Annotated in this window: 14 protein-coding genes and 1 pseudogene; 8 read left to right on the top strand and 7 right to left on the bottom strand. The window is 68.8% G+C overall.

What is annotated here, in order from left to right; translation table 11 throughout:
- Positions 1 to 91 precede the first annotated feature (91 nt).
- The gene (locus tag QFZ47_RS11545; protein ID WP_307655754.1) at positions 92 to 1,663 is read left to right on the top strand and encodes a BCCT family transporter; all 1,572 of its coding nucleotides are present in this window, start codon (positions 92 to 94) and stop codon (positions 1,661 to 1,663) included.
- 78 nt (positions 1,664 to 1,741) lie between these two features.
- On the opposite strand, the pseudogene fdhA reads toward QFZ47_RS11545, so the two are convergent.
- The 6 genes and pseudogenes from fdhA to QFZ47_RS11515 form a co-directional block, all read right to left on the bottom strand.
- Positions 1,742 to 2,946, bottom strand: a pseudogene (gene fdhA, locus QFZ47_RS11540) (formaldehyde dehydrogenase, glutathione-independent).
- 18 nt (positions 2,947 to 2,964) lie between these two features.
- Entirely contained in the window at positions 2,965 to 3,948 is a 984-nt protein-coding gene (locus tag QFZ47_RS11535; protein WP_307655753.1) for a porin, read from the bottom strand.
- A gap of 225 nt (positions 3,949 to 4,173) precedes the next feature.
- Positions 4,174 to 5,016 carry an ABC transporter permease gene (locus QFZ47_RS11530; protein ID WP_307655752.1) on the bottom strand — a complete coding sequence of 281 codons (843 nt, stop codon included), beginning with the start codon at positions 5,014 to 5,016 and terminating at the stop codon, positions 4,174 to 4,176.
- A 16-nt stretch (positions 5,017 to 5,032) separates the two neighbouring features.
- Positions 5,033 to 6,073 (bottom strand): quaternary amine ABC transporter ATP-binding protein, encoded by a 1,041-nt coding sequence (locus tag QFZ47_RS11525; protein ID WP_307655751.1) that lies wholly within the window; start codon positions 6,071 to 6,073, stop codon positions 5,033 to 5,035.
- Positions 6,074 to 6,138: 65 nt separating this feature from the next.
- Positions 6,139 to 7,254, bottom strand: a complete 1,116-nt coding sequence (locus QFZ47_RS11520; protein ID WP_307655750.1) for an FAD-binding oxidoreductase — start codon at positions 7,252 to 7,254, stop codon at positions 6,139 to 6,141.
- A gap of 53 nt (positions 7,255 to 7,307) precedes the next feature.
- Entirely contained in the window at positions 7,308 to 8,543 is a 1,236-nt protein-coding gene (locus QFZ47_RS11515; protein WP_307658928.1) for an aromatic ring-hydroxylating oxygenase subunit alpha, read from the bottom strand.
- 378 nt (positions 8,544 to 8,921) lie between these two features.
- Between QFZ47_RS11515 and QFZ47_RS11510 the strand changes: the two genes are divergently transcribed.
- The 7 genes from QFZ47_RS11510 to QFZ47_RS11480 all read left to right on the top strand — a co-directional run bounded on the left by QFZ47_RS11510 (position 8,922) and on the right by QFZ47_RS11480 (position 17,905).
- Entirely contained in the window at positions 8,922 to 9,893 is a 972-nt protein-coding gene (locus tag QFZ47_RS11510) for a dipeptidase (protein ID WP_307655749.1), read from the top strand.
- A 2-nt stretch (positions 9,894 to 9,895) separates the two neighbouring features.
- Positions 9,896 to 10,435 carry a DUF5943 domain-containing protein gene (locus QFZ47_RS11505; RefSeq protein ID WP_307655748.1) on the top strand — a complete coding sequence of 180 codons (540 nt, stop codon included), beginning with the start codon at positions 9,896 to 9,898 and terminating at the stop codon, positions 10,433 to 10,435.
- 23 nt (positions 10,436 to 10,458) lie between these two features.
- Entirely contained in the window at positions 10,459 to 12,534 is a 2,076-nt protein-coding gene (locus QFZ47_RS11500; RefSeq protein ID WP_307655747.1) for an NADH:flavin oxidoreductase, read from the top strand.
- A gap of 14 nt (positions 12,535 to 12,548) precedes the next feature.
- Positions 12,549 to 14,510, top strand: coding sequence for a DUF3483 domain-containing protein (locus QFZ47_RS11495; protein WP_307655746.1), 1,962 nt, complete (start codon positions 12,549 to 12,551; stop codon positions 14,508 to 14,510).
- Entirely contained in the window at positions 14,507 to 15,631 is a 1,125-nt protein-coding gene (locus QFZ47_RS11490; protein ID WP_307655745.1) for an electron transfer flavoprotein subunit alpha/FixB family protein, read from the top strand. Before QFZ47_RS11495 ends, QFZ47_RS11490 begins: the two co-directional genes overlap by 4 nt.
- Positions 15,628 to 16,461 (top strand): hypothetical protein, encoded by an 834-nt coding sequence (locus tag QFZ47_RS11485; protein ID WP_307655744.1) that lies wholly within the window; start codon positions 15,628 to 15,630, stop codon positions 16,459 to 16,461. The genes QFZ47_RS11490 and QFZ47_RS11485 overlap by 4 nt, the downstream gene beginning before the upstream one ends.
- A gap of 367 nt (positions 16,462 to 16,828) precedes the next feature.
- A complete protein-coding gene (locus QFZ47_RS11480) occupies positions 16,829 to 17,905 on the top strand; it encodes a GlxA family transcriptional regulator (RefSeq protein WP_307655743.1) in 1,077 nt (358 codons plus the stop codon).
- Between the two features lie 43 nt (positions 17,906 to 17,948).
- On the opposite strand, the gene QFZ47_RS11475 is transcribed toward QFZ47_RS11480, so the two are convergent.
- Entirely contained in the window at positions 17,949 to 18,836 is an 888-nt protein-coding gene (locus tag QFZ47_RS11475; RefSeq protein ID WP_307655742.1) for a glycine betaine ABC transporter substrate-binding protein, read from the bottom strand.
- Positions 18,837 to 18,890: the final 54 nt, after the last annotated feature.

The following is an 18,890-nucleotide window of genomic DNA, read 5'->3' as shown; positions in this document are numbered from 1 at the left end:
GTCCGCGAGCCATGGCGGGTCGATAGCTGGCAATCCCTGAAGCGTTGGTGGTGCGATCGTTGCACACCGCGATTCATCATCAGGAAAGCACATGAAACAACGAGTGGACAGGGGTGTGTTCTGGGCCGCCGCGGCCCTGTCGATCGGGTTCGTGGCGTGGGGCGCGATCGCGCCCAAGCAGATGGCGGCGCAATCGCAGGCGCTGCTGAACGCAATCATCGATGGCTTCGGCTGGTCCTTCGTCGTCAGCACCGCCTTCTTCCTCATCTTCTCGCTGTTCCTTGCGTTCAGCCGCTTCGGCCATATCCGCCTTGGACAGGACGACGAAAAGCCCGAGTTCAAGACCTCGTCCTGGATCGCGATGATGTTCAGCGTCGGCATGGGCATCGGGCTGATGTTCTGGGGTGTGGCCGAGCCGATCACGCACTTCGCGACACCGCCGCACGGCCTGGCAGCGCCCCACTCGCGCGCCGCCGCGCAGCTGGCAATGGAGTACTCGTACTTCCACTGGGCCTTCCATCCGTGGGCGATCTACGCGGTGGTCGGCCTCGTGATCGGCTACTTCACGTTCCGCAAGGGCATGCCGAACCTGATCTCGAGCGCGTTCACGCCGCTGATCGGCGAAGCGGGCGTGCGCGGACCGATCGGCAAGGCAATCGATGTGCTGGCGGTGCTGGCAACGATGTTCGGTACCGCGACCTCGCTCGGCCTGGGCGCGCAGCAGATCAACAGCGGCCTGAACCATCTCTGGAAGATCGGCGAGTCCAACGCCATCGCGCTGACCATCATCGCGGTGATGACAGTGTTGTTCATCCTGTCGGCGGTTTCGGGCGTCGGCAAGGGCGTGCAGTTCCTCAGCAATGTGAACATGGTGGTGGCGGTGCTGCTGCTGCTGTTTCTCGCTGCGGTCGGACCGACGGTCTTCATCGTCAATACGATGGTCGCGTCGCTCGGCGACTACCTGCGCGAGCTGATCCCAATGTCGTTCCGCACCGCCGCGTTCAGCGACGGCAAGTGGCTTGGCAGCTGGACGATTTTCTACTGGGCCTGGTGGATCTCCTGGGCGCCCTTCGTCGGTACCTTCATCGCGCGCATCTCGCGCGGCCGCACCATCCGCGAGTTCATCATCGGCGTGCTGTTCATCCCGAGCGGCGTCACGATGGTGTGGTTTTCGGTCATGGGTGGCGCGGCACTGTACGCCGAGCTCGCGGGCGCCGGCGGCATCGCCGCAGCGGTGAAGGACCAGGGCCCGGCCGTGGCGCTGTTCGTGCTGCTCGGGCAATACCCGGCGGCGACGCTGACCTCGTCCGTCGCGATGTTTCTGGTCGGCGTGTTCTTCATCTCGGGCGCCGATGCCGGCGCGATCGTGATGGGAATGCTGTGCGCGAAGGGCGAGCTGACGCCGCCGCGCGGCCTGGTGATCCTGTGGGGCGTGCTCGCCGGTGCAGCCGCGTCGGTGCTGCTCGTGATGGGCGGACTCGGCGGGCTGCAGACCGCAGCGGTCATCGTCGCCGCGCCTTTCCTGGTGGTGATGGCGGGGCTGTGCATCGCGTTGTGGGTGGCCCTGCTCGACGATCTCGAGGGGCGGCCGCTGCGCCAGCGGCTGCGCGGCAGCGGTGTCGCGGTGCCGAGCACGGGAACGAAGCCGGCGCGCTCGGGCTGACGGAATGGGCCGGCAGCTTGGACACGAAGGCGCGCTTCTGCTTGCGCCAAGCGCGCCACGTCCTCTTGCGCAGTTGGCTCAGGCCGCCTTGGCCATCAGACCGTGCGGATCGATGACGAATTTCTTCGGCGCGCCGGCATCGAATTCCGCATATCCCCGAGACGCGTCGTCCAGTGCAATGACTTCCACGCCCACCGTCTCCGCGATCTTGATGCGGTCCCACAGGATGGCCTGCATCAGCGCGCGGTTGTACTTCATCACCGGCGTCTGGCCCGTGAAGAAGCTGTGCGACTTGGCCCAGCCCAGGCCCAGCCGGATGCTCAGCGCGCCCTGCCTGGCCGCGCTGTCGGCGGCGCCCGGATCCTCGGTGACGTAGAGCCCCGGAATTCCGATGCGGCCGGCCGCGCGGGTCACTTCCATCAGCGAGTTCAGCACGGTGGCCGGCGCTTCGTGGCGGGCGCCTTCGTGGCCATGCCCGCGGGCCTCGAAGCCCACCGCGTCGACCGCGCAGTCCACTTCCGGCACGCGCAGGATCTGCGCCACCTGCTCGGCCAGCGTCGCGTCCAGGGACAGGTCGACGACTTCGTAGCCCAGGCTCCGGGGATGCTGCAGCCGCGCCGGATTGACGTCGCCGATGATCACCACGGCCGCGCGCCCAGCAGGCGCGCCGATGCCGCCGCCGCCAGGCCCACGGGCCCTGCGCCCGCGATGTACACGGTGCTGCCCGGCCCGACGCCTGCGGTGACGGCCCCGTGGTAGCCGGTGGGAAGAATGTCCGACAGGCAGGTCAGGTCGCGGATCTTCTCCATCGCCTGCGCCTTGTCGGGGAACTTCAGCAGGTTGAAGTCGGCATACGGCACCATCACGTACTCGGCCTGGCCGCCGACCCAGCCGCCCATGTCGACATAGCCGTAGGCCCCGCCCGCACGCGCCGGATTGACCGTCATGCACACGCCCGTGTGCTGCTCCTTGCAGGTGCGGCAGCGGCCGCAGGCGACGTTGAACGGCACCGAGACCAGGTCGCCGATGGCGAACGTCTCGACGTCGCGCCCGAGTTCGATGACCTCGCCGGTGATCTCATGGCCGAGGATGAGGCCCTCCGGCGCCGTGGTCCGGCCCCGGACCATGTGCTGGTCCGAGCCGCAGATGTTGGTCGACACAACGCGCAGGATCACGCCGTGGTCGATGCGCCTGCCGCGCGGATCTTCCAGCTTGGGAAAGTCGATGGACCGGACTTCGACAGTGCCCGCTCCCACATACGCTACGCCGCGATTGCTCGCCATTTCGATCTCCTTGGGTTGTCAGAAGCTGTGGGCGATGCCGACGCCATAGGCCGTCGTGCCGCTGCTGTTGTCGGGCTTGTTGCGGCCCGCGCTCGCGTAGAGGCTGGTCCGCTTCGACAACAGGTAGTCGGCGCCGAGCCCGAGGAAGCGCGATCTGGCGCCGTCCACCTTGAGCTGGCCGTAGCTGGCCTTGAGCACCGCGGCGCCGATCGTGTAGCTCGCGCCCACGGTGTAGGCCTTGGCAATGGAGTCGACCGCCGCTTCGAACTTGCTCCGGTCGTAGGCGCCCATCAGCGAGAGGGATCCGATGGTGTACTTGGCGCCGAGAAAGGTGACCGTGTCGTTGTTGCTGTTCTTCGAGGTGGCCGCCATCATCGAGACGGGGCCCTGGTCGTAGTTGAGCGAGAGGCCGTTGTTGTGGCCGCGGCCCGCACCGGCCGCGTCGGATTTTTCGAATGCGCCGCTGTAGTGGAAGCTGAAGCCGCCAAAGACGGGCGAGTCGTAGAAGACGCCGTTGGCGAGCCGTCCGTACTCGGGAGAGCCGTTGTTGCTGGTGCGGCTGCTCGAGTAGTTGTAGTGCCAGTACTGCCACGCCGGCGACGCGATACGGTTGAAGTTGTACCAGGGGTCGTAGGCCCAGTCATTGGCCCACACCGCATCGAGCGCACGCCCGAGGCGCACGCTGCCCCAGGCGCCTTTGAGCCCGACGGTCGATTCGCCTTGCCAGTAGGGCTTGGAGCCCTCTCCCTCGGGCCGTCCGGTGTCGCCTTCGAATCGGTGCGACAGCTTGAAGGTGGCGGCCAGGCCGCCGCCGAGATCCTCGGTGCCGCTGAATGCGATGTTGCTGCGCTGGATGGTGCCGACGTTGTTCGTCCGGTTGAAGTCCCGGAACACACCGATGTCGAACAAGCCCGAGATGACGACCGACGATTGGGCGTGGACCGCCGCGCTTGCGAACAGAAGTGCCGTGGCTGGAATGGCAATGCGCCTGAACGAGATCATCGTGTTTCTTTCCGGTGTGATTGATGATGGAACGCGTGGACATCACGCCAGGCGATGCTAGGGAGGCGCTGCGCGTGCGATTGCCATGAGGCGACGCGGATCAACCGGATGCCGACACGCGGATGCGGGCCGTTTCGCGCTGGTATGAAGCAAGGCCGCGGTTCATGCGCGCGCGGCGGAGCCGGCGCTGCGTTTGCGCACGGCGCCGGCGAAGCGAAGGGCCGTTCAGCCGTCCCGGTGCCGCGTGCCGAAGCTCTCGGTCAGGCGATCCAGGATGATCGCCAGCAGCACCACCGACAGGCCGCTCTCGAAGCCCAGGCCGATGTCCAGGCGCTGGATGCTCGAGAGCACGTCGTTGCCCAGGCCGCCCGCGCCGACCATCGAGGCGATGATCACCATCGACAGCGCCATCATGATGGTCTGGTTGACACCGGCCATCAGCGTGGGCAGCGCGATGGGAAGTTGCACCTTCCACAGCAGCTGCAGCGATGTGCAGCCGAAGGCCTTGCCCGCCTCGACCTGTTCCGGATTGACCTGGCGGATGCCCAGCGCGGTGAGTCGCACCACCGGCGGCATCGCGAACACCACGGTGGCCAGGATGCCCGGCACGCGGCCCAGCCCGAACAGCATGGCGGCCGGGATCAGGTAGACGAAGGCCGGCATGGTCTGCATGAAGTCCAGCATCGGGCGCAGCAGGGCGTTGAAGCGGTCGCTGCGCGCGCACAGGATGCCGAGCGGCACGCCCACGAACAGGCTGATGAGCGTCGCGGAGAAGACCAGGGCCAGGGTCACCATGGTCTGGTCCCAGAAGCCGGTGAGGCGGATCACCATCAGGCTGGCAAAGGCGAACAGCCCGAAGCGCCACTTCAGCCGCCACGTGCCCACGGCCACCACGGCCAGCAGCACCAGCCAGAAGGGCAGTGCCACGAAGGCGGACTCGACCCGGCCCGCGAAGGCCTCGACGACGTGGCCGACCGCATCGAACACGCCCGCCCCGCGGCTCAGCAGCAGCTTGACGCCGTCGTTCACCAGTGCGCCCAGCGGCAGCACGTCCTTTTCTTGGCCCATGAGAGCCCGGATGATGTCAGTAGGCATGGCGGGTACTCGCAATCTTGATGAGAAGGCTCTTGGTCGTGATGCAGCCCACGAGGTGCTCGGCATCGTCGAAGACGCTCACGGGTTGATCCACCTCAAGGACGGCGCGCAGCGCATCGGGCAAAGTGGTAGTCGCCGAAAGTCTGTTCGACTTGCTGCATGCGGCGAGGTCCGCATGTGCGCTGTCGACCAGGTCGGCCGCGGTGAAATAGCGCGAGGTGTCCACGCCCTTGAAGAAGCGGCGCACGTAGTCGTTGGCCGGGCGGGTGACGATCTCGTGCGGCGTGCCCTCCTGCACCAGGCTGCCACCTTCCATGATGCCGATGCGCGAGCCGATCCTGAGCGCTTCCTCCAGGTCGTGCGAGACGAAGAAGATGGTGCGGCGCTGCTCGCGCTGCAGATCGAGCATCAGGTCCTGCATCTCCGTGCGCTTGAGCGGGTCCAGCGCGGAGAAGGCCTCGTCCATCAGCAGGACGTCCGGGTCCGCCGCCAGGGCCCGCGCCAGCCCGACGCGCTGCTGCATGCCGCCGGAGAGCTGGTGCGGGTATTTCTGCGCATAGGCCTTGAGGCCGACTTGTTCCAGCACGCCCATGATCTTTTCCCGGTACAGGCGGGGCTTGTCGCCGGCGATTTCCAGGCCGAAGGCCACGTTGTCGAACACCGTGCGGTGCGGCATCAGCGCGAAGCTCTGGAACACCATGGCCACGCGCTTGCGGCGCCAGCGCACGAGATCTGCCGCCCGCATCTTGACGATGTCCTGCCCGTCGACGATGACCGAGCCCGACGTGGGCTCGACAAGGCGGTTGATGAGCCGGATCAGCGTCGACTTGCCGGAGCCGGACAGGCCCATCAGCACGTAGATCTCGCCGGCATGCACGTCGAAGCTGACGCGGTTGAGGCCGACCACCTGGCCGGTGCGCTGGAAGATGTCGTCCTTGGACTGGCCCTCCCGCAGCAGCTTCAGCGTCTGTTCCGGCTTGGTGCCGAAGACCTTGGTCAAGTCGCGTATCTGGATCTTCGGTCTAGACATGCTCGGTTCCTGGGACAGTGATGGACGTGGGGGATTTTTCATCGGGGGAGTGGCCGGCGAACCGGCTATCGGTCGAGTTCCAGGTCGCTCAGCGGCTTGCTGCAGCAGGGCAGGATCCAGCCCTGCGCCACCTCGCGCGGGCGCAGTCCGCCGCCCTGGTTCATGTCGATGTCGCCGGCGAGCTTGCGTGTGCGGCAGGTGCCGCACACGCCGCTGGCGCACGAGAAAGGCCAGCGAATGCCGGCGCGCTGCGCGGCCTTCAGGATGCTTTCGTCGGCAGCGCATTCGAAGCGTTCCCCGCGCGACTTGAGCGTGACGACGAAGCGCTTGGCCTCGGTACCGGCGGGGCCGGCTTCGGCGGATGTCTCGGCCGCCTCGTCCGTGTTCGGCGCCAGGCTCTCGAACGAGAAGCTCTCTTCGTGATAGCGCGCCATGTCGAAGCCTGCCTCGGCCAGCATGGCGCGCACCGCCGCCATGAAGGGGCCGGGGCCGCAGCACCAGACCTCGCGTTCCAGCAGGTCCGGCACCTGGGCGCGCAGGAGCGGCAGGCCGAGGCGGCCCAGCAGGCCGCTGTAGCCGGGCGTGCTGCCGCGGCTCTCGCACACCATGGTGGCGCGCCAGCGCGGCAGCGAACGCGCCAGCAGTCTGAGCTCGTCGGCAAAGACGATGTCCTGCGGCGTGCGGGCGGCGTGGATGAACTGCACGTCGGCGTCCAGTCCCAGGTCGCTCCAGGCGCGGGACATCGACATCAGCGGCGTGATGCCGCTGCCGCCCGAGAGGTAGAGCTGTCCTCGCGCGGGGGCCCGCACCGGTCCGGGCGGAAAGCAGAAGCCTCCGGCCGGGCCGGCCGCCGACAGCCGCGTGCCCGGGCGCATGTGCTCGTGCAGCCAGTTCGACACGCGGCCGCCGGGCACGCGCTTGACGGTGATGGTCAGCGTGTCGGGCCGGGTCGGGCTGGAGCACAGCGTGTAGCAGCGGTTCACGCGCTCGCCGTCGATGTCCAGGCTCAGCGTGATGAACTGGCCGGGGCGGTAGCGGAAGCTGCGCGCCTCCACCGCGCGGAACACGAAGCTGCGCACGTCGTGCGTTTCGTCGCGCACCCGCACGCATTCGAGCCACTCGTCGTCGGGGCCCCAGGCAGCGGCGGGCGCTTGCGCCAGGTCAAGGTAGGAAACCGTCATGGGATCGGCGCTCCGGTTCAAGGGCCAGCGGCGGGTTCGGTGCGGCCGCGGCTTCAGCGCGCGGCCGTGGTGCCGGCGCGCATGCGGTCCACGTACCAGCTGCAGAAGGCCTCGACCAGGGCTTCGGCATAGGGCGAGTAGGGGCCGGGCTCGTAGGCGCTGCTGGCCACGCCGGACTGCGCGGCCTCGACCAGCCGGCGGTCCTGGGCGTTGGTGGCGTTCCACACGGCGGTGAGGTTGTCCACCGTGTAGTCCACGCCCTCCACCGCATCCCGGTGCACGCACCATGTCGTGCGCACCAGGGTTCGTCCGGCGCTGAGCGGGATGGTCGAGAAGCTGACCACGTGGTCGCTCATGAAGTGGTGCCAGGAGTTGGGCTGGGTCCAGACGGACAGGCCGCCCAGGGCCTTGTCCTCGAAATTGCCCAGCAGCTTCTTGCAGGCGACCTCGGCGTTCAGCGTCTGGGACTGGCCGGCGCGGTCCAACGGGAGGCGCTGGACGCGAAAGCCGCTGACGCGCGTGTCCAGCTCCTCGATCCGCGCACTGGGCAGGCCCATGGCTTCCCAGCGGGCGCGGCTCTCGTTCACGGCGTGTTCGAACTGCGCCAGCCCTTCGGCGTTCTGCGGCCCGGGCTGGTAGCCGAAGCCCTGCTCGTAGATCGAGATCGTCAGTTCCGGATGGTTGCTCATGCAGTGGTAGCACTCGCGGTTGTTCTCCAGCGTGAGCTTCCAGTTGCCCTCTTCGATGATGTCGATCTGTGCCGCCACCTTGCAGTCGTCCAGGCGGTGCGGTGCGAGGTAGGGGCGCATGCGCGCGGCCGCTTCCTCGAAGTCCGCCGGCGGTTCGTCGGCCAGGCAGATGAAGATCAAGCCCTCGAGGTTGCGCAGGTGCACCTTCTTGAGGCCGTGCTGCTCGCGCAGGAAGGCCTCGCCCATGTGGTCGGCATGGATCAGCTTGCCTTCGAGGTCGTAGGTCCACTGGTGGTACGGGCAGACGATGTTGCCCAGGCTGCCCTGGTGGTCTTGGCACAGCCGCGAGCCGCGGTGGCGGCAGACGTTGTGGAACGCGCGCAGGTTCATGTCGTCGTCCCGCACGATCAGCACCGAATCGGCGCCGACCTCGACCGTGATGTAGTCGCCCGGCTCCGGCACCTGCGGCGCAACGCCCGCGAAGATCCAGTGGCGCCGGAAGATGTGTTCCATGTCGGCCTCGAAGATGTCCTCGCTGAGATAGAACGGCGCCTCCAGACTGTAGCCGGGGCGGCGCCGCGCCAGCAAGGCGCTCAGCATGTCGTTCGCCGAACCGGCGCGGGGATGCAGGGTGATGATGGAAGCTTGAGTGGGCATGACGGAGATCCTGGAATCCGTTGGATGAGCCTCGCGAGAGCTGGCGCCAGGGAGCGCCTGTCAACGTGGTGGGCGCATTGTTTGGCGAGCCGCCGTGCGCACCTTGCGTCGGCAGGACGCGGACTTGTCAGGAATCGACACGCAGCCTCGAGCGATCCGGGCCCGGTGCCCGCGTGCTGCCGGCGATGTCGGATTTGCGCAAGTGCGCGTCCGCGCTGCACAAGCCTTGGCGACCGCTGGCTCGAAGAATCAGGCACCGGCGCGGTCCGCCGCCAGCCACAACGCCAGCCACCCATGAACCAGACGCAAGGAACCCAGACAATGAATCCGATCCATGCCAACGCCGTCGTCATCGACGGCCTCATCATCTCCAAGTGGGACCGCCCGGTATTCGAGGACATGCGCAAGGGCGGCCTCACCGCCGCCAACTGCACCGTCTCCGTCTGGGAGGATTTCAAGGGCACGGTGCACAACATCGCGCAGATGAAGTCGCTCATCCGCGCCAACGCGGACCTGCTCACGCTGGTGCGGACCACGCGCGACATCGAGCAGGCCAAGGCCGACGGCAAGACCGGCATCATCCTCGGCTTCCAGAACGCGCATGCCTTCGAGGACCACCTGGGCCACATCGAAGCCTTCGCCGACATGGGCGTGCGCGTGGTCCAGCTCTGCTACAACACGCAGAACCTGATCGGCACCGGCTGCTACGAGCGCGACGGCGGGCTGTCCGGCTACGGCCACGAAGTCATCGCCGAGATGAACCGGGTGGGCATCATGGTCGACCTGTCGCATGTCGGGGCCAAAACGAGCGAGGAGGCGATCCTCGCCTCGAAGAAGCCTGTCACCTACAGCCACTGCCTGCCCGCGGGGCTCAAGGAGCACCCGCGCAACAAGAGCGACGAGCAGCTGCGCTTCATCGCCGAGCGCGGCGGCTTCATCGGCGTGACCATGTTCCCGCCCTTCCTGCGCCGCGGCATCGAGGCCACCGTCACGGACTACGTCGAGGCCATCGACTACGTCGTCAATCTGGTGGGCGAGGATTGCGTGGGCGTGGGCACCGACCACACCCAGGGCTACGGGCAGGAGTTCTTCGACCACATCACGCACGACAAGGGGCGCCACCGCCGGCTCACTGATTTCGGCACCGTGCTCAACCCCGTGGGTATCCGCACCATCGGCGAGATGCCCAACCTGACGGCCGAGATGGAGCATGCCGGCTGGCCGGCGAGCAAGATCGAGAAGATCATCGGCGGCAACTGGCTGCGGGTGTTCAAGGACGTGTGGGGAGCCTGAGCATGCAGCCGCAATTGCCCATCGAGGTCGACGAAAACACCGGCATCTGGAGCACCGACGGGCTCCCGATGATCTACGTGCCGCGGCACTTCTTCGTCAACAACCATGTGGAGGCCGAAGCCGCCATCGGCCGCGAAGCTTATGCGCAGAGCCTTTACAAGGCGGGCTACCGCTCCGCGTATTTCTGGTGCGAGCAGGAATCGAAGACCCACGGCCTGAAGGGCCTGGCGGTATACGAGCACTACCTCAAGCGGCTGTCGCAGCGCGGCTGGGGCCTGTTCTCCTTCGAGGAGGTGGACGCCGCCACCGGCCATGCCCGCATCGTGCTCGAGCACTCGGTGTTCGTGCTGGCTCGGGGCATCGCCGGCGTGCCGGTGACGCAGGACAAGGTCTGCTACCTGTTCTCCGGCTGGTTCTCCGGCGCCATGGACTGGGTGGGCCAGGACACCGGCAAGACCTGGAAGACGCACAGCGAAGAAACCCGCTGCGCCGCCGAGGGACATGCGCACTGCGTGTTCACGGTGGCGCCCCTCGCGGCCTGACCCTCACACGCAGCCATCCGATCATGCGTTACCCGCACCTGTTCGAACCCATCCAGCTCAACCAGCTGAAGATCCGCAACCGGATCGTGAGCACCGCCCACGCCGAGGTCTATGCCGAGAACGGCATGCCCGGGGAGCGCTACATCCGCTACTACGAAGAGAAGGCCCGCGGCGGCGTGGGCCTGGCCATCTGCGGCGGCTCCAGCCCGGTGGCCAAGGACAGTCCCAGCGACTGGTGGAGCTCCGTGAATCTCTCGCGCGACGAGACCATGGAGGGCCTCGCCAAGCTCGCCGAGACCATGCACGGCCACGGCGCCAAGATCATGATCCAGGCCACGCACATGGGCCGGCGCAATGCCTGGCACGGCTTCGACTGGCCGCACCTGGTCAGCCCTTCGGGCGTGCGGGAGCCGGTTCACCGCGGCAACGCCAAGACCATCGAGATCGAGGAGATCCGCCGCATCGCCCGGGACTATGCGCGGGCCGCGCGCCGCGTGAAGGCCTCGGGCATGGACGGCATCGAGATCTCGGCCGCGCACCAGCACCTCATCGACCAGTTCTGGAGTCCGCGCAGCAACCACCGCACCGACGAATACGGCGGCTCGCTCGAGAACCGGCTGCGCTTCGGCATCGAGGTGCTCAACGCCGTGCGGGAGGAGGTGGGCCGCGACTTCTGCGTGGGCCTGCGCATGTGCGGCGACGAGTTCCACGAGGACGGCCTGGACCACGAGGCATTCAAGGAAATCGCCCAGGCCATGAGCGAAACCGGCCTGATCGACTTCCTCAGCGTCATCGGCTCGGGCGCCGACACGCACAACACGCTGGCCAACTGCATGCCCCCCATGGCGCTGCCGCCCGAGCCCTTCGTGCACCTGGCCGGCGGCATCAAGAGCGTGGTGAAGATTCCGGTGATGCACGCCCAGAGCATCCGCGATGCGCAGCAGGCCGAACGGCTGCTCGCCAACGGCACGGTCGACATGGTGGGGATGACGCGCGCGCAGATTGCCGATCCGCACATGGTCATCAAGATCCGCGACGGGCGCGAGGACCAGATCAAGCAGTGCGTCGGCGCCAACTACTGCATCGACCGGCAGTACAACGGCCTGGACGTGCTGTGCGTGCAGAACGCCGCGACCAGCCGCGAGCGCACCATGCCTCACACCATTGCCAGGAGCACAGGCCCAAAGCGCAAGGTGGTGGTCGTGGGCGCAGGTCCGGCGGGGCTGGAAGCGGCCCGCGTGGCGCGCGAGCGCGGCCATGACGTGGTGCTGTTCGAGAAGCAGGCCCAGGTCGGCGGACAGGTGAACCTGGCGGCCAAGGCGCCCAAGCGCGAACAGATGGCCGGCATCATCCGCTGGTTCGACCTGGAAACGCTGCGCCTGGGCGTGGACCGGCGGCTGAACACCGAGGCCGACGCCTCCATGATCATGGACGAGCGGCCCGACATCGTCGTGCTCGCCACCGGCGGCATCCCGCACACTGGCCAGACCCCGGGCTGGGGCGTGGCCGAGGGCCTGTCGGTGTCCGGCTGGGACATCCTGAGCGGCCGCGTCGCGCCGCGGGGCAACGTGCTGGTGTACGACGCGATCAGCACGCATGCGGGCAGCGGCGTGGCCGACTTCATCGCCAGCCGCGGCCATCTGGTCGAGTTGGTGACGCCGGACGTGAAGATCGCCGACGACACCGGCGGCACCACCTTCCCGATCTTCTACCGGGGCCTCTATGCGCACGGCGCCATCTTCACGCCCAACCACTGGCTGGACCGCGTCTACCGCGAGACGACGCCGGACGGCGACAAGCTCGTGGCGCTGCTGCGCAACGAGTACACCGACGCGCAGGAGGAGCGCGTCGTCGACCAGGTCGTGATCGAGAACGGCATCCGCCCCGACGAGGCGCTGTACTGGCAGCTCAAGGAGCGCTCCGTCAACCGCGGCCAGACCGACATCGACGCGCTCTACGCCGCACAGCCGCAGCCGGTGCTGTCGCAGGCGCTGCGCGGCGAAGGGAAGTTCGCGCTGTTCCGCATCGGCGACGGCGTGTCGATGCACAACATCCACGGCGCCATCTACGACGCGCTGCGCCTCGCCAAGGACTTCTGAGCATGGAAAGCCTGATGTCTGCCTTCGTGTGGCGGGACCTTGTCACCGCCGTGTTCTGGCTGGCCGTGACGGCGCTGGCCGTGGGCACGGCGCGGCGCGCGGCGCTGTGGCGCCGCGGCCGCCCGGCGCCGGTGGCCTGGAGCGGCCTGCTGGCCATCCCCAAGCGCTATTTCGTGGACCTGCACGACGTCGTGGCGCGCGAGCCCGCCGTGGCGCGCGCGCACGTCGCAGTGGCCGGCGGCGCGCTCGGCTGCCTGGCGCTGGTTGCCATCAACGATGGCCTGCGGCTGCGGCTGGCGGTGCTGGACATCGCGCTGGTGGCCTGCGCCGCGCTGATGCTGGGAGGCGCACTCATGATGGCGCAGCGGCGGCGCCAGCCTGCCGTGGCCGCGCGGGTGTCGCGCGGGCCCTGGACCCGGCTGCCGTGGACGCTGGCCGCCGGCGCCGCCGGCATGGGCGCACTGGCCATCGGCGCGCTGTGGCACGACCAGATCGCGCCGTGGTGGGCGGCGCTTTGCGCGCTTGCGCTGTGCGCCGGCGCCGCCGAGCTGGCGCTGGGCGTCGGCCTGGCCGGGCCGATGAAGCATGCCGTGGCCGGCCTGCTGCATCTCGGCCTGCATCCGCGCCCCGAGCGCTTCCGGCGCCAGCAGGTGGGCCCGGCCGCGCAGCGCCCTGCCAGCGCGCTCAGGCCGCTCGCGCTGGACCGCGATGCGCCCGGCGTCGCCAAGCCGGCCGACCTGGCGTGGAACCGGCTGCTGTCCTTCGATGCCTGCGTGCAGTGCGGCAAGTGCGAGGCGGCTTGTCCCGCATTTGCCGCGGGGCAGCCGCTCAATCCCAAGAAGCTGGTCCAGGATCTCGTCATCGGCATGGCGGGTGGCAGCGACGCCAGTTACCACGGCAATCCCTATCCCGGCCACGAACTCGGCCGCCACAACGGCGCGCCGGACCGGCGTGCAGTGCCCGGCCTGGTGGAGGCCGAGACGCTCTGGAGCTGCACCACCTGCCGCGCCTGCGTACAGGCGTGCCCGATGCTGATCGAGCACGTCGACCTGGTGGTGGACCTGCGCCGCAATCTCACGATGGAAGGCGGCGTGGTGCCCAACAAGGGTGGCGAGGTGCTGGCCGCGCTGCGCGAGACCGACACGCAGGGCCGCCATCCGCTGGCCGCGCGCTACCACTGGGCCGTGGACCTGGGCCTGCCCCTGGCCGAGCCGGGGCAGCAGGCGGAGTGGCTGCTGCTGGCGGGCGAGGCCGGCTTCGACATGCGCGGCCAGAAGACCTTGCGCGCGCTGGTGCAGGCCATGAAGGCCGGCGGCATCGTCCCGGCGGTGCCGGGCGCGGCCGAAACCGACTGCGGCGACGTGGCGCGCCGCCTCGGAGACGAGGAGGGCTACCAGCGCCTGGCGCGCCAGCTCATCGCGACGCTGCAGGGCCGGCCGGCGGCGAACCTCGTCACGGCCGATCCGCACCTGTTGCACGCGCTGCGCAACGAATACCCGCTGCTCGATGCGGACTGGGCCCGGCGCCTGGCCGGCGGCCAGACCCGCGTGTGGCACCACACCGAACTGCTGGCCGACCTGCTGGAGCGCAAGGCACTGCGGCCGGCCACACGCGCGGATGATGCGCCGACGATGACCGTCACGCTGCACGATCCCTGCTATCTCGGCCGCTACAACGGGCAGACCGAAGCGCCGCGGCGCGCGCTGCAGGCCATCGGCATCCGCGTCGTCGAGATGGAGCGCCACGGCCTGAATGCGCGCTGCTGCGGCGGCGGAGGCGGGGCACCGGCCACCGACATTCCGGGCCAGCGCCGCATTCCCGACATCCGCATGGACGACGCCCGCGCCACCGGCGCCGAGATCCTGGCCGTGGCCTGCCCGCAGTGCACCGCAATGCTGGAAGGCGTGGTCGGCAAGCGTCCCGAAGTGCTGGACGTGGCCGAACTGGTGGCGCGCGCGGTGGAGGCGACAGCATGATCCGGCGTGTCGATCCGCGCCGTCCGGCGCTCATCACGCCGCAGGGCCTGCGCCGCATCGTCCTGGGGGGCACCGAGGGCGAGCGAGACCTGCGCCAGTCCGCCGCCAGCCATGCCGCCGTGCGCCGTCCGCGCCTGGCGCAGGCGGTCCCGGACTGCCTGCTGGTCGTGACCCATCCCGACAGCGGCAGCCTCGACGAGCACGCCCGCGAGGCCATCGCCGCGGCAGCGCTGCTGGCGCGCGCCGACGAGGCCGTCGTTGTCCTCATTCCTTGCGCCGATGCGGCGCTGCAGCTCGATGCGCGCGCGCTCGGCATCGACCGGCTCGAACTCCTGCCGGTCGCGCCTGCGACCACGGCCGACCTGCTGGCCGAGGCCGTGGCGCAGCGCTGGCGGGCCTTGCGGCCCCGGCTGGTGCTCATGCCCGACCGGGGTGATGACGCGGATCTGGGACGCCGCCTGGCGGTGGCGCAGAGCCTGTCGTCGGCTGTGTCCGTGGTCGAGATCGCCGACGGCCGCGCCCGCGTGCGCGACCACGGCACCGTGGACCGGGCAAGCGGCGATGCGACGGCGGAGCTCGCCGGCCTGGACTTGCTGCTGGTCGCGCGCCAGGTTGCGCGCACCGAGCTGCCTTTTCTCGGCCTGGGCGAGCAGCTGGTGCTGGAAGCGCCCGCGGCGCGGCCGGTTGCCGGCCTGCGGGACCTGGGCTGCGTTGCCGGCACGGCGCAACAGGTCGCGCTGGAAGAGGCCGACTTCATCCTGGCTGCCGGCAACGGCGTCACCGACGTCGCGCTGTTCCGCCAGCTGGCGGAAGCGCTGGGCGCCGCCGTGGGCGCCTCCCGCGTGGCGGTGGACGACGGGCGCTTCCCGCGCAGCCAGCAGATCGGAGCCACCGGCCGCACCGTGCAGGCCCGCGGCTACCTGGCCATGGGCATCTCCGGCGCGGTCCAGCATCTGCAGGGCATACGCGAATGCCGGCATGTGATGGCTGTCAACACCGACCCCGCCGCGCCGATCGCGCAGCGCTCGGAATTCATCGTGGCCGAGGATGTGCAGGACCTGATGCGCGCGCTGCTCACGCTGGTGCGCGCGGCGCAGCAGTCGCCGGAGGTGGTGCAATGAGTGCAATCGAAGGATCCGGGATCGTGGTCCTGGTGTGCGTGCGGATCGATCCCACCAGCGGCCGCGCCACGCGCAGTCGGGCCGACGCCGCAGCCGTCGCGCTGGCGCAGAAGGCGCTGGGCGAAGGCCGGGAGCCGCGGCTGTGCACGGCGGGCGATATGCCGGCCGGCGTCGCACGGGAGTACCTGGCCCAGGGCGTGAGCCAGCTCACGCGGCTGCCGGTCCATGGCGATGCCACGCTGGACGAGGTCGCGTCCACGCTCGAAAGCGCCTGCCGGGATGGGGCACTGGCCATCACCGGGCCGCGTGCCGAATCCGGGCCCGGCAGCGGGCTGCTGCCCTATGCGCTGGCGCAGCATCTGCAGCGGCCGGTGATCCACGAGGTGATCGACCTGCTGCGCGAAGCGGACGGGGGCTGGCGTGTCGTGCAGGCGCTGCCCCGCGGCGCGCGCCGCTCCTGGCACCTGGAGCCGGGGGTGCCGGCGGTGCTCGTGACCAGCCCGCGCCTGGCGCAGCGCGAGGATCTGCTGCAGCGGCATTCCTGGGTGGCCGCACAGGCGGGCCGCATCGTGGAGCCGCTCACGGCCGCGCCCGCGTCCTCGCGGTCGAAGGCTGCCGCCGACTGGCGCTTCGAGCCGGCACGCAAGCAGCGGCGAGCGCTGGCGCCGGTATCCACGGAAAGCGGCGCTGCGCGCATGGCACGTGCGACGGGGGCGGCCGAATCGGCCGGCCAGGGCGGTACCGTGGTCCGCGACGGCTCCGCCATGGACAAGGCGCAATTGCTGCTGGACCACCTGCGCAGGCTGGCGCTCGTTCGTCCTCCTGCCTAGCGGGCCTCGCGAGCGGGCGTGGCCGGCTCGGATCTCGCGATGCCTCGAGCGCACCGCTCATGGATTGGACATCGGCCGCAGAAGCTTCGGCAACGTCCTGGCGCGGCGCTTGCATAAGTGGAACAGGCGAGCGTGCGACGGCACGACGATGGGGCGCCCGGCGCCTCCCGTGCTCGCCGGATTGGACACCTTGTGCACAGATTCCCTAAGCGTAAGTCCCGGTGCTGGTAGCGCCTGCCTTGATGAGAATCAAAACCGAAGTCGCGATGAGCTTGTATAGCGTGCGCCGCCCATAGGCCCTGCAGATCACGGCGCGAGTTAGCGAGAGCGTAGAGCGGTCGGCCGATCAAAAAAACGCCCCACCACGATGACTGCAACTTCCTGTTCCGATTCGACGGTCCGCCACTTCGGATTCCTGCTGCTCGACAGCTACTCGATGATTGCCTTTGCCAATGCGCTGGAAGTGCTGCGCATGGCCAATCTGCTGAGCGGGCAGCGGCTGTATGCCTGGAGCATCGCCACGGTCGACGGCGAGGGCATCCGCGCGAGCAACGGCCTCAGGTTTGCGAACCCGGGCTGCCTCGCCGACCTGGACGGGTGCGACGTGGTCTTCGTCTGCGGCGGTGTGGAAGTGCAGAAGGCGATCAGCGATGCCGTGGTGCAGGACCTTCGCCGCCGTGCGGCCCGGGGCCAGAAGCTGGGCGGGCTGTGCACCGGCACGCACGCGCTGGCGGAGGCCGGCGTCATGAACGGCTACCGCTGTGCCGTGCACTGGGAGAACCTGTCGGCGCTGCGCGAAGCCTGTCCCAAGGTGCATTTCGCGCTCGAGGTCTTCGTCGTCGATCGCGACCGCGTCACGGCTTCCGGCGGCATCGCGCCGCTGCACCTGATGCTCCACCTGGTGCGCGGCCATCATGGCAGCAAGCTGGCGATGGCGATTTCCGAGCAGTTCATCATCGATCGCGTACGTGACCAGACCGACCAGCAGAAGCTGCCGCAGCCCGAGTTCGTCGGGCCTGGCTACGAGCACGTGGTCGAGGCCACGCAGTTCATGGCCGCGAACATCGAGGAACCGCTGGCGTTGTCGGAGATCGCAGATGCGACCGGCGTTTCGCTGCGCCAGCTGGAGCGACTGTTCCATCGCTACCACGACGTGACGCCCGCGCAGCACTACCTGGCGCTGCGCCTGCGCCGCGCCCGCGAGCTGCTGGCGCACACCAGCGCGCCGATCATGCAGATCACCGTCGCCTGCGGCTTTCAGACCGCATCGCATTTCTGCAAGGCCTACAGGGCCCAGTTCGGGCATTCGCCCAGCGATCACAGGCGCCAAGGAGGCGGCCAGGGTTTGGTGCACCTGGGCGCGGCGCCGGATGCGGGCACCGTCGCGGGCATGCTGGCCGCCGAGCAGGCTGCCGGCGGCGGCGCGGCCATGCACCTCTCGTGATGAGGAGCGCCGCTGCTGCCGGCTGATCCGGCTGCGCGGACCTTCAGACGGCGTTGGCGAGCCAGCGTTCCACGACCTCGCCGTGCGTCGAGACGTAGGCCGCCGCTTCCTTCGCGGCGCTGCTCTCGCGGGCCTTGAACATCACGGCCTCGAGGTCGGCCAGCGGCAGCTTCATGTTGCGCACGAATGCAGCCGCCTTGGGGAAAGCCGCGCCAAAGCCCTTGCGCGCGAGCGCGTGGATTTCTTCGGTGCCGCCCAGCGTCTGCTTGGGATCTTCGAGGTAGCGCAGCTTGTACTGGGAGAACATCCAATGCGGCGACCAGGTCGTCACGACGATCCACTGCTTGCGCTGGATCGCGCGGTCCAGCGTCGAGACCATGGCGGCGTCGGAGGCGGCCTGCAGCTTGTAGTCCAGGCCATAGGTCTTGATCGCCGCCTCCGACAGCTTCATCAGGCCGGCGCCGGCATCGATGCCCTGGATGCGGCCATTCAGCTTTTCCTGAACCTCCGGCTTCTTCAGGTCCTCGATGGAGCGCAGCACGGACACGGGGATCTCGTCGGGCACGGCCCAGCCCAGCCGGGCGTCGGTGTAGAGCACGCCGAGGTCCTCCACGTCGTCCTTGACCTTCTCCCAGTAGGCCTTGTGCGTACCGGGAAGCCAGGCCATGAGCATCAGGTCGATCTGGCCGCGCTGCAGCGCGGCGTACTGCAGCGCGACGTCGGTCATGACCAGTTCGACCTTTTGCGCCAGGCGCTGCTCGAGGATCAGCTTGGCCAGCTGGGTCACCACCTCGGCGTCCGACCATGCGGTCCAGCCGATGCGGATCGGCTTGGCCTGGGCCAGTACGGCCAGGGGTGTGCTGGCCAGCGCCAGAGTGGTGGTGCCGGTGATGAAACGGCGGCGATTCAGGCTCGACAGATCGCGGGTCATAAGTGGGCTCCGAACGGGCGGTTAAGGCGGTTAAAGATGCCGGTTCGACTGTAG

The organism is Variovorax paradoxus (genome assembly GCF_030815975.1).
Taxonomy (GTDB): domain Bacteria; phylum Pseudomonadota; class Gammaproteobacteria; order Burkholderiales; family Burkholderiaceae_C; genus Variovorax; species Variovorax paradoxus_N.
This window is presented reverse-complemented; position numbering and strand designations above follow the sequence as displayed.

Bases quoted from the DNA above. Each gene is read 5' to 3' on its own strand.
- QFZ47_RS11545 (WP_307655754.1), top strand. From the start codon at position 92: ATGAAACAACGAGTGGACAGGGGTGTGTTCTGGGCCGCCGCGGCCCTG.
- QFZ47_RS11535 (WP_307655753.1), bottom strand. From the start codon at position 3,948: ATGATCTCGTTCAGGCGCATTGCCATTCCAGCCACGGCACTTCTGTTC.
- QFZ47_RS11530 (WP_307655752.1), bottom strand. From the start codon at position 5,016: ATGGGCCAAGAAAAGGACGTGCTGCCGCTGGGCGCACTGGTGAACGAC.
- QFZ47_RS11525 (WP_307655751.1), bottom strand. From the start codon at position 6,073: ATGTCTAGACCGAAGATCCAGATACGCGACTTGACCAAGGTCTTCGGC.
- QFZ47_RS11520 (WP_307655750.1), bottom strand. From the start codon at position 7,254: ATGACGGTTTCCTACCTTGACCTGGCGCAAGCGCCCGCCGCTGCCTGG.
- QFZ47_RS11515 (WP_307658928.1), bottom strand. From the start codon at position 8,543: ATGCTGAGCGCCTTGCTGGCGCGGCGCCGCCCCGGCTACAGTCTGGAG.
- QFZ47_RS11510 (WP_307655749.1), top strand. From the start codon at position 8,922: ATGAATCCGATCCATGCCAACGCCGTCGTCATCGACGGCCTCATCATC.
- QFZ47_RS11505 (WP_307655748.1), top strand. From the start codon at position 9,896: ATGCAGCCGCAATTGCCCATCGAGGTCGACGAAAACACCGGCATCTGG.
- QFZ47_RS11500 (WP_307655747.1), top strand. From the start codon at position 10,459: ATGCGTTACCCGCACCTGTTCGAACCCATCCAGCTCAACCAGCTGAAG.
- QFZ47_RS11495 (WP_307655746.1), top strand. From the start codon at position 12,549: ATGTCTGCCTTCGTGTGGCGGGACCTTGTCACCGCCGTGTTCTGGCTG.
- QFZ47_RS11490 (WP_307655745.1), top strand. From the start codon at position 14,507: ATGATCCGGCGTGTCGATCCGCGCCGTCCGGCGCTCATCACGCCGCAG.
- QFZ47_RS11485 (WP_307655744.1), top strand. From the start codon at position 15,628: ATGAGTGCAATCGAAGGATCCGGGATCGTGGTCCTGGTGTGCGTGCGG.
- QFZ47_RS11480 (WP_307655743.1), top strand. From the start codon at position 16,829: ATGACTGCAACTTCCTGTTCCGATTCGACGGTCCGCCACTTCGGATTC.
- QFZ47_RS11475 (WP_307655742.1), bottom strand. From the start codon at position 18,836: ATGACCCGCGATCTGTCGAGCCTGAATCGCCGCCGTTTCATCACCGGC.